Below are 9787 nucleotides of genomic sequence, written 5' to 3' on the forward strand. Positions count from 1 at the left end.
GACGAGCAGGTGATTCGCCGCTCGGTAACCTTGTCGCTCACCACAACCTTTACCGGCCAGTGCAGCGAAGGGGTGATCACTGCTTGTGGCAAAGTAAGGGCACAGGGCCGACGCATTTACAGCGCGTCAGGTGAAGTGAAAGATGCACAAGGGAATCTACTCGCTTTTGGCGAAGGGACGTTTCGCTACCGCAGTCAGGACCCGATACCGGCAAATAGATAACCGGGTTACAGGTTTCAAAGTAACTGGAAAAATAAAAGCCGGGGGATGTAAAAACATCCCCCGGCTTTTTATGTGTTAAGAATCATCGATGTAGCTACGTCATGCTCGGCAACCACAGTGCCAGTGACGGAAATATCAGGGTGAGGATTAACACAATGATAAGCGCTGCTATAGGCATCAGCGCGCCTTTCATTACCGTGCTAAGCGGCATATTACCAATGTGCGATACCACATAGAGCACCCCACCCATGGGCGGTGTGATGAGCGCCAGATTCACGTTAATCAGCAGCATTACCGCAATCCAGATGTTATCCCAGCCCATATGCGCAATCACCGGCACCAGCAACGGAATAACCAAATACATCAGCGCCAGCACTTCCAAAAACATGCCCAGCACAAACAACACCAGGTTAATAATGATCAGCAGCGCCATGGGCGAAATATCCATGCTGATGATTGCGCTTAACACTTCCTGCGGCATGCGCCCAAAAATCACGCTGTGGCCCAGAATTGCTCCACCAATAATAATCATGGTGACCATGGCTGACGTAACCGCAGCGGCCATGAGCTGTTCCCACAGGGATTTCAGGGTAAGCGTGCGATACACCACAAAACCAATCACCATGCAGTACACCACGGCAACCGCTGCTGCTTCTGATGCAGTGAAAATACCCAGATAAATGCCGCCCAGAATGATCACCGGGGCCATGATCCCCCAGAAGGCTTCTTTTACGGCGTGGCGCTTCTTTTGTGACGGCTTCTGAGCCGGGGAGGTGTGTTCAGCATGGCCGGTGAACACCATAAACAGCGAATACAGCACAATCAGCAGCAAGCCGGGGATCACACCGGCCATGAACAGTTTGCTGATCGATTCGTCGGTAAGGTAACCATACACAATCATCACGATACTGGGCGGGATCATGCTGCCCAGTGTACCTCCAGCGGTGATCGCCGCGGCAATTTTGGACTCTCCGTAACCGGCTTTGCGCAGTTCCGGAATAGCAATCAATCCCATGGTCGACGACGACACAAAGCTTGACCCGGTCATGGCGGAAAACACACCGCTACTGCCAATGGTCGCGACACCCAAACCGCCGCGTAATCGCCATAAAAACACCTCAGCGGCACTGAACAGACGCTTGCCCATACCTGTGGCAGAAATCAGCTGAGCGGCCAGAATAAACAACGGGATCGCAACCAGAATGTCAGAGTCGATAGCCGAGTAAGCTTTATCTACCGCAATGTCGGTGGCCGTGTCCGGGCCCACATAGGCACTCAGTAATAGAATGGCTAAAAAGCCCAGCCCGAATGCGACGGGCAAACCGCTTAGCAGCACCAGCATAAATACCACGATACCCAGTAAAATCATTAGCGTATCCATGAGTTAGTGGCTCCCCTGGGCAATGTTGTCGATGGTGTGACTTAAAAACTGCAGGCTCAGCAATACGCCGCTAATGGGCACCAGACTGGCTGGCAGCCATAATGGCGTTTGCATTAAGCCGGTACTGGTATCGCCCAGCGCGTACATCGCCATGGCCATGTCAGTGCCTTTCACCACAAACATCAGTGAATAACACAAGCCCACCGCATTGGTAGTAATGGTAAGTCGGCGGCGCTTGGCCGGCGACAACTTATCGACAAAAAAGGTAATAGCGAAGTGACTGTTCATTTGAAGTGCATACGCTGCGGCCAAAAAGCCAACGGCCATCATTAAGTAAACCGAGAACTCCTGAATCCAACTGCTGGACACACCGGTGGTGTAGCGCACCACAACCTCGTAGCTCACCACCAGGGCAAGCAATAACAAACAGAATGCGGCCAACCATGCGCCGGCTTTGCACAAGGCATCAATTGTGTATTGAAATGAATAACGATGAAGCTGCATGGGTTACTCCTGAGACGGGGCTGGTTGGGGCAAATTAAGTTCCAGCAGACGCTGTGCCTGAGGGCCATTGCGCTGAGCCCACTCCTGCCATACCTGCTGGCTGGTTTGTTGTATGAGTGAGCGTGTGCCAGCGGGAAGGGCCGATACCTTGCCGCCGTTCTCGCTGATCACCTGCTTAAAATGTGCTTCCATGGCCGCCGATGCGCCAAGGGAATAGGCTTTTTGCTTCTCGCCTTCTTCCAGCATGATTTGTTGAATGTCTTCCGGCAGTGAATTCCACACGTCCAGGTTTACGGTCATCAGCACAGTAGGGAAGCTCATATCAGTAAGGGTAACAAACGGCGCAACTTCGTGATTACGCTGAAAGTACCCGGTAACAATGGCATTCAACATGGCATCGGCTACACCGCGTTTGAGCGCCATGTATTGTTCACTTTGAGGAATTGACGTATCGGGCGCGGCTTCTAATTTATGCAGTAAGTCGGTCACCATAGGGCTGGTGGCCAGTACGCGCAGATTCTTAATGTCGGCAATGCCATCGATACTGCTCTGGGCGCTGAATACCTGCACACCGCCACTAAACGCCGGGTAAACAAGCTGCAGGTTTTTCTCCTGCATGGCTTGCTGAATAATCGCCAGCGACTCGCCGGCGTAGGCATTGGCGGCCTGTTCCATAGTGTCGAAGGCGAATGGCAGATACACGCCTTGCAACAAGGGCACCGTAGCCATCAACCGAGGCTGCAATATGACACCCATATCAATGAGCCCACGCGCTACTGCACGGTGCATATCTTTGGGGCCGTATAGCTGCCCACCCGGATATTCAATGATCTGAATGCGACCCGCCGCCCGCTCGTTCACCGCTTCAATCCATGCATTGCGTGATTGCGACAGATAATGTTTAGGTGGCCCCCAGGACGCCAAGCGCAACACGCGGGGCGACTCTGCTTGGGCAAATGTAGGGATAAGCAATAAGCTTATACAGAGTCCAATAACACAGTGAGTAAATCTTTTCATTTCGACACTAAGTTTCGCATTGTGAAATTAATGTTTCATGTTATTCTTTTGCCGTAGCAAAAGTCAACGAAAAGTAACAAGTGATTTACAATGGTTTGAGGAGTTGGTGGGTGAGACTATTTTGGTTAATAGCTTGCACATCCCCACCTAGGCAGCACATAGCTATAGGTGCATTACAGCAAAAGCGTGAGCTTTTTTAATCGGGATGTAAAGTTACGTAGAATTTGCTTTTGGAGGACATTCAGGTAGCTGTGCGCATCCATTGGTGGGTTTCTTAATGAGCGCCTGTGATTTTGAGCTGCTAATAAGACTGCGGCGGTATCGAGTTCCAGCATGTCGCATAAAAACACGTCGGGGTGAATGGCAACAACTCCCAGCGGCGATAACACATCGTTAGGAAAATCCTTTAGGTTGAATGTAATGATCCCTTCTGCTTGTCCTTTCACTGCTGCCGCTAATACGTGTCGGTCTTTAGGATCGGGGAGATTGAGAGATTCAACAAAGGGTTCAAATCCTTCAATTAAGCAGTCTGGCATATGTGCATTAATTAATGTACGTGTTCTGGATAATTTTTCGGAAGATAGATCTGGTCGATTCTTAAGTAGATTGTTTATCCACTCATCGTGAATCTTGTTGGTGAATCTGGCTCTAAATAGCCCGGTCTGAGCCAGATATAACAACAAGCTCCTCAAGGGAGCAGGGTACATTACACATGCATCAAGGATTACAGTGTAATGTGCCATTCAATACCCTAACCCTAACTCCTGATCGAGTGCAGATAATTCATCCAACGCAGCCAGGCGCTTGGCATCAAGATTTTGTTTGTAAGTCATTACATCGCTAAATGCGACTTTACGCCTGTTACCTGTTCTTGAATACGGGAGTTCACCGGAGTTCAACAGTTTGATAAACGTTGGGCGTGACATGTTCAGCAAATCTGCAGCTTCCTGTGTGGTTAATTCGGCATGAATGGGGGTAATACTCACACTGTTACCCTGACCTAATTGGGTCAGTACCTCAACCATCAGTGTCAGTGCGCTGGTCGGGAGTTTAACGTGATGAACTTCGCCATTTTTACTCACCACATTTATCTCCTGCACACCGCCTTTGCTATTGAGTACCGCAGTGAGAGTTTGGCTCGACAACTTTGCCAAAGCAACCTCTTGCTCATCTGGTAGTGTTTGCAAACGTGTCATTTTCGCACCTCGGATATAATCGTATTTCGAATGTCATGTTCGTTCATTACAACACGCATTATCCGAAATATTCGAAATATGTCAATTTTTCGAAATATTCGAAAAAAGTGAAAGGCACTGAATGAGTAGTAACGGGTGCCTGAAAATAGTTATCAATAAAGCTGTACTAAGTGAGTGAATTTCGTACGGAGGCGTGATTTTCAGAAGCTGGCAGTTAATGCAACTATTCTCTGGCCGCCCCCCTAGCGCTGGCTAAAGATTTTATTGTGATCGGTAAGGTTATCCTGACTGTTATCGCGGTATTGTGCAGGGGCGGTACACCGTCTCAATCGTCTGTGTTTTTACACTGGCCGGCATCGTTATCGATGCGGCCAGTTTGATCAACAAAAGTAAGGCAAAGCTAAGACTTGTTTCCTGGAGTCTTGCCGGTATCCTTGTTGTAAACCTTGCCGGATTTTTTACCGCTGCTATTTCCCAAAATTCAGCAGCAGCGCTTCATCCACAATGCCGTTGTGTTTAAAGATCACGCCGTCTTTCATTACCATGTCTACGTTTCGCACCAGGTTCATGTATTTCAGCACGTCGCCGCGAACGGCGATAACATCGGCCACTTTACCCGGTGTAACTGAGCCGTAGCGGTCCTGTACGCCCATCATAACCGCAGGCCAGTAGGTGGCAGCGCGAATGGTATCCATGGCATCAAATCCCATGTCATGTACCCATACTGCCATTTCCTGCCAGGTCGACTGGCAATGAAACTTCATAGGAATGCCGGAATCGGTGCCTACTAACATCATGACGCCGGTTTCTTTTAACTGATTAATCTTATTGCGAATGGTGGGAGTGCGAAGCGGCGTAAGCTGCATGTAATTAAGGTGACCCGGCTTGGCAATAGATTGCTTAATGTCGGCAATGGTGTCGTCTTTTAATCCGCGCTTCCAGCAGGCATCGTCGAGGGCTTCCGGGTTCTTCACCAGATCAGGGTAGGTAAACAGCCCTTCCATGGTGGGTGTCCAGAACAGTAACCCGTCAAAAATGCCCGTGGCAGTGCGCTCTACCAGCGTATCCAATACATCCTGAGGATAGCCCGGCGCAGTGGTTAGCCCGGTATGCTCAAAGTTGTCGATGCCAATTTCCACCCCAACGCGAATTTCATCGGGCTTGTGGGCATGGGCAACCACTTTCATTTTCAGGCGGTGAGCCTCGTCTACAATGGCCTGGGCAACAGGGCGGGGCATATCGTCGTGGTCAATCAGTTTTACTATTTCCATCCCCGCATCGTGCAGGCGTCTAACTGCGGCTTTGGCTTCTCGCTCTGATGTTACTTCCCAGCGGTAGTGCTTTTGCCAGTCGTCCACCTTGGCTTGCAGGAATGGGCCGGAGGTATACAAGGTTGGTCCGGGAATTTCGCCCTTCGCGAGCTTTTGCTTTATAGCAACGGAGTCTTCAAGCGGCGCGCCTAAATCACGCACGCTGGTAATGCCAGCAAGCAGTAACTGTACGAGTGAGGCAGGCATGATCTCGTCGACCTGGCGGTCGCGATAGGCCTTTTGCCAGTGGGTATAGTTAGCGTGGCCGGTTAGCATAATGTGAGCATGGCTTTCCCACAAACCGGGCAGTACGTCGTGGCCCTCTGTAGACACAACCCGATAGCCCGCAGGCACAGACAGCGAATCTACCGTACCTACCTGCTCAATGATGCCGTCTTTAACCAGGATCACGCTATTGTGCAGAGGTTGCTCGGCAGTGCCGTCGATGAGCCGCCCGCCTACCAGGGCGATATTTTCAGCCTGTAACGGCATGCTGGCCAGTAAGCCGGTTAACAAAGTGAGTGTCGTTAGTAACCGCATTATTGTTCCTTATTTTGGGTTATCCCGATTTACGTTATGCTCACCGATTAAACAAATCAATGTTTTCTTTTGACAGCAGAACGATGCCGGTTGTGTTGAACATTTGACACAACATGGCGCAGAACAATAAAGATTGCAGGGAACAGAAAAAGCGTCAGCGAACACTAACGTACAACTGATGCCTGTTTGCAGAAAAGAAGCCGGTAGCGGTTACCGGCCTTTAAACTTGCGTGACTCCTTTTGTGAATAGTTCACAAAGCGGGTGAAGGCTTTATCTTTAGCACGCTTTTCTGCCAGCGTGGCTGAGTTCAGTTCGTCTTCCTTCAGTAGTTTTTGGTAGTTAGCCAGTCGCCGAGGATCTAGCTCGCCTTGTGCCAACGCAGCCTGCACTGCACAACCCGGTTCGCTGTGATGCTGACAGTCGGCAAACCGACACCCTCCGGCCAGTTGCTGAATATCGGCAAAGGCCGACACAATGCCATCATGGCAATCGGCTAACTGCAGTTCCCGCATGCCCGGCGTATCCAGAATCGACCCGCCATTGGGCAATGGCAAAAGCGAACGACCCGTAGTGGTATGACGCCCTTTGGCATCATCTTCCCGAATACCCTGAGTAAGCTGACGCGCCTCTCTCAGTAACGAGTTGGCGAGGGTGGATTTACCTACACCCGACGAACCCAGCATCACCACCGTGCTACCGGGTTTCAGCCAGTCACTAAATGCATCGACGCAGGATGAATCCAGTGCATTCAGGGCAACTACCTGTAATTGCTTATTGATACTGCGCACATTATCAATCCACTGCTCAGGCTGTTCGGTTAAATCGGCTTTGGTTAACACCACCACAGGTTCAACTTCAGCAGCCTCGGCCAGTGCCAGGTAGCGCTCAATACGGCTGGGATTAAAGTCTTCATTCATTGAACACACAATAAACGCGGTATCGACATTGGTTGCGATTAACTGCCAGTCGTGGCCGGTACCGGCAGACTTGCGTTTAAAGCAACTGCAGCGCTCCAGCAAACGCAGGAACTGATGCTGCTCGTTAAGCAATAGCCAATCGCCCACAACCAGTGCGGGCATGCTGGGCACAATAGGCAAACTAAAGGTGTGCGAATCAGACACCACAGTAAGCCGAGATTTGTGTTGTTCGGTAACTCTTACAGGAATAACGCAATCCCACTCTTCAAGAGTGAGTTGTTGCTGAAAAAAAGGACGCCAGCCCATAGCGGCGAGAATGTGAAAATTAGTCATAACTAACCCTTAACTAACGTTAATGTTTTCATTAAGGGGGCAAAAGGCCCCGGCATTAGCACCGGGCGATACAGGGTGGTTTTAGTTAACCCATAGCCCGGTCAGGGTGACGACAATCATCAATACTCTCCTAACCGTTGTTGACAGGGGGAGTATAGCCTGAGTTTTTGCGGAGGAGTAGTGGTTTGGTTTTTTCTATTAGTGATTCATCATCACAGCGATAGCAGAACTAAACTAAATGACACGTTTGGTGCTACCAACTATGACTATTGTCTGAGAACAGTAAAAGTAAATGACAGTATTGGATTCGTCCGTTAAAGACAACTAGCAGACGTTGAGTGAAAAAAGATCGGTTTAGTGCAAAGAGCAGAAAGCGGATAGTCAAAATATGAGAGACACATTCGCCAGCTTTTTTGGTAAGACCATTAGTTATCTGCCCCCTATTCAAAGTCGGGTTGAAACCATACTCTAGGGCAGATATCAGATAATCTAAACAGAAGCGATAACTCAATCGTTACTGTTGTCTAGGTTACTTTATTAATGCTAAGTTATTGAAATGCCTCAATAGTGCTAAAAGATACAATTTTTTGGGAAATTTAATATGAAATTAATAGGTTGGGTAGTTGCCTTTTTTTATCTTGTCTATGCAATAGAAGCTTTTGGCCATTACCAAACTGGGTTAAGCGGCGAATCTCTAATTGAACCTGAAGGTAAGGAATTCAAACAATCTAATAGCTTTCATAATTCAGATATTGTTTGGGCGGTTAATGTAGGCGGCGGGGAATACGTTGGACTTGACGGTATTCATTATCAAGCTGAACAGTATGTAAATGGTGGAAGACAAGGTGAAATAGATAAAATTCTAGGTTCTCAGGATAGTGTTTTGTATCAGTCTTATCGCGAGGGTGACTTCTCTGTAGACTATCCTATCGAGAATGGAGAGTACATTTTAGTCTTTCATTTCGCGGAGCCCTTCGATATTGAAATGGATGGACGATTGTTCAATGTGATTGCGCAAGACCAAACAGTAATAAACGATTTGAGTGTTCGGCTTGCGCGGGATGGCAAGCATAAGTCAGGTTTGGTCACCGCTGTTTCAAACGTAAAGGTGACTGAAGGAAGACTAAAAATCAGGTTTGAGGCGTCAGCGGGAAAACCTATTTTGAACGCGCTTGTTGTGCGCAAAAGTAATGAAGACAACAGAAAATGGAACTTGATTTGGCATGATGAGTTTGAAGGTAATACTCTCGACGAAAGTAAATGGACAATAGACGTTTGGCCAGCGTTCAAAGTAAACAGCGAGGACCAAGCGTATACTGCCAGAGAAAAAAACATAAGACTGTCTGATGGGAAGCTAATTATTGAAGCTCACAAAGAAAGCTTAGATGGCGCTGAATATACCTCCGGCCGTATTCACTCCAAGGGGAAAGGAGACTTTCTTTACGGCAAAGCCGAAATCCTAGCCAAGCTCCCCCCGGGCCAAGGCACTTGGTCTGCTATATGGATGCTACCAAGCGATCCTTACAAATATTCAACTACGTGCAAGCCTAATGAAGATTGGCAGGGAAGTAGAACCTGTGATGCATGGCCAAACTCTGGAGAGATAGATATCATGGAGCATGTTGGCCACGATATGGGTACGGTTTGGGGAACGGTTCATAACAAGGCTTATTATTGGATAAATTGGGAACAGCGAAAAGGCAGTATCATCCAAGAGGATTTGGATAAAAATTTTCATCTTTATTCAGTTGAGTGGACGCCAGACCATATCCATATATTTCTAGATAACAAGCTCTATTTCACCTATATCAATGAAGGAACTGGTTGGAAAGCTTGGCCTTACGACCATCCATATCACCTTATTTTAAATTTAGCTATCGGTGGAAACTGGGGTAGAGCTGGTGGTCCTATAGACAACGGAATATTTCCTGTTCAAATGGAAGTTGATTATGTGCGAATTTATCAGTTAGCTGAATAGGCTTAGAGGCGAATTAAGCCTACCAAAAACCGTTAGGAAATGTGTTTTATTGAAGTGCTAGCCATTAAACCGTTGAATACTTCTTATTTGGAGCCTATTTAATAAATTATGATAGTCAGGCTATATGTGCAGAACAATCATTGAAGTCCGGTCGGCTGAACGGCCGCTCTTGCACTTAGTAGGCATTCAAAAATACAACCTTCAATGACCGCAATTGTTTAGATTATCAGTTATCTGCCCTCCATTCAGTTCCACCTTGATGTCCTACTCTCGGGCAGATATCAGATAATCTTCGGTGGACGAAACCGCGGGATGTTACCCCTGTGGTTTGGCTATGGGGATTTCGATGGTGGATATGAGTCTGCTGTAGAGGATGATCGCCAAGATC

Annotated in this window: 9 protein-coding genes; 2 read left to right on the forward strand and 7 right to left on the reverse strand. The window is 48.2% G+C overall.

What is annotated here, in order from left to right:
- A partial coding sequence (locus ACLR2L_RS15985; protein ID WP_413369488.1) for a PaaI family thioesterase occupies nt 1-222 on the forward strand: 222 nt, incomplete at its 5' end.
- A 94-nt stretch (nt 223-316) separates the two neighbouring features.
- Here ACLR2L_RS15985 and ACLR2L_RS15990 read toward each other — a convergent pair.
- From ACLR2L_RS15990 to rsgA, 7 genes are all read right to left on the reverse strand, one after another.
- Entirely contained in the window at nt 317-1603 is a 1287-nt protein-coding gene (locus ACLR2L_RS15990; RefSeq protein WP_413369490.1) for a TRAP transporter large permease, read from the reverse strand.
- Nucleotides 1604-1606: 3 nt separating this feature from the next.
- Nucleotides 1607-2107 (reverse strand): TRAP transporter small permease, encoded by a 501-nt coding sequence (locus tag ACLR2L_RS15995; RefSeq protein WP_413369492.1) that lies wholly within the window; start codon nt 2105-2107, stop codon nt 1607-1609.
- A gap of 3 nt (nt 2108-2110) precedes the next feature.
- Complete coding sequence (locus ACLR2L_RS16000) at nt 2111-3124, reverse strand: TRAP transporter substrate-binding protein (protein WP_413369494.1); 1014 nt, start codon at nt 3122-3124, stop codon at nt 2111-2113.
- Between the two features lie 173 nt (nt 3125-3297).
- Nucleotides 3298-3867 carry a PIN domain-containing protein gene (locus tag ACLR2L_RS16005; RefSeq protein ID WP_413369496.1) on the reverse strand — a complete coding sequence of 190 codons (570 nt, stop codon included), beginning with the start codon at nt 3865-3867 and terminating at the stop codon, nt 3298-3300.
- Entirely contained in the window at nt 3868-4320 is a 453-nt protein-coding gene (locus ACLR2L_RS16010) for a helix-turn-helix domain-containing protein (RefSeq protein ID WP_413369498.1), read from the reverse strand. It abuts the gene before it with no gap.
- A 467-nt stretch (nt 4321-4787) separates the two neighbouring features.
- Entirely contained in the window at nt 4788-6170 is a 1383-nt protein-coding gene (locus tag ACLR2L_RS16015; RefSeq protein ID WP_413369500.1) for an amidohydrolase family protein, read from the reverse strand.
- A gap of 210 nt (nt 6171-6380) precedes the next feature.
- Complete coding sequence (gene rsgA / locus ACLR2L_RS16020; protein WP_413369502.1) at nt 6381-7421, reverse strand: ribosome small subunit-dependent GTPase A; 1041 nt, start codon at nt 7419-7421, stop codon at nt 6381-6383.
- Nucleotides 7422-8022: 601 nt separating this feature from the next.
- Here rsgA and ACLR2L_RS16025 point away from each other — a divergent pair.
- Nucleotides 8023-9399 carry a family 16 glycosylhydrolase gene (locus tag ACLR2L_RS16025; protein WP_413369504.1) on the forward strand — a complete coding sequence of 459 codons (1377 nt, stop codon included), beginning with the start codon at nt 8023-8025 and terminating at the stop codon, nt 9397-9399.
- Nucleotides 9400-9787 lie beyond the last annotated feature (388 nt).

It is taken from the genome of Alteromonas sp. AMM-1 (assembly GCF_047290655.1).
GTDB lineage: Bacteria > Pseudomonadota > Gammaproteobacteria > Enterobacterales > Alteromonadaceae > Alteromonas > Alteromonas mangrovi.

What these genes read in the sequence shown, in the direction of transcription:
- ACLR2L_RS16000 (WP_413369494.1), bottom strand. Translation starts at nt 3,124, where the DNA reads ATGAAAAGATTTACTCACTGTGTTATTGGACTCTGTATAAGCTTATTG.
- ACLR2L_RS15990 (WP_413369490.1), bottom strand. Translation starts at nt 1,603, where the DNA reads ATGGATACGCTAATGATTTTACTGGGTATCGTGGTATTTATGCTGGTG.
- ACLR2L_RS16005 (WP_413369496.1), bottom strand. Translation starts at nt 3,867, where the DNA reads ATGGCACATTACACTGTAATCCTTGATGCATGTGTAATGTACCCTGCT.
- ACLR2L_RS16010 (WP_413369498.1), bottom strand. Translation starts at nt 4,320, where the DNA reads ATGACACGTTTGCAAACACTACCAGATGAGCAAGAGGTTGCTTTGGCA.
- ACLR2L_RS16025 (WP_413369504.1), top strand. Translation starts at nt 8,023, where the DNA reads ATGAAATTAATAGGTTGGGTAGTTGCCTTTTTTTATCTTGTCTATGCA.
- rsgA (WP_413369502.1), bottom strand. Translation starts at nt 7,421, where the DNA reads ATGACTAATTTTCACATTCTCGCCGCTATGGGCTGGCGTCCTTTTTTT.
- ACLR2L_RS15995 (WP_413369492.1), bottom strand. Translation starts at nt 2,107, where the DNA reads ATGCAGCTTCATCGTTATTCATTTCAATACACAATTGATGCCTTGTGC.
- ACLR2L_RS16015 (WP_413369500.1), bottom strand. Translation starts at nt 6,170, where the DNA reads ATGCGGTTACTAACGACACTCACTTTGTTAACCGGCTTACTGGCCAGC.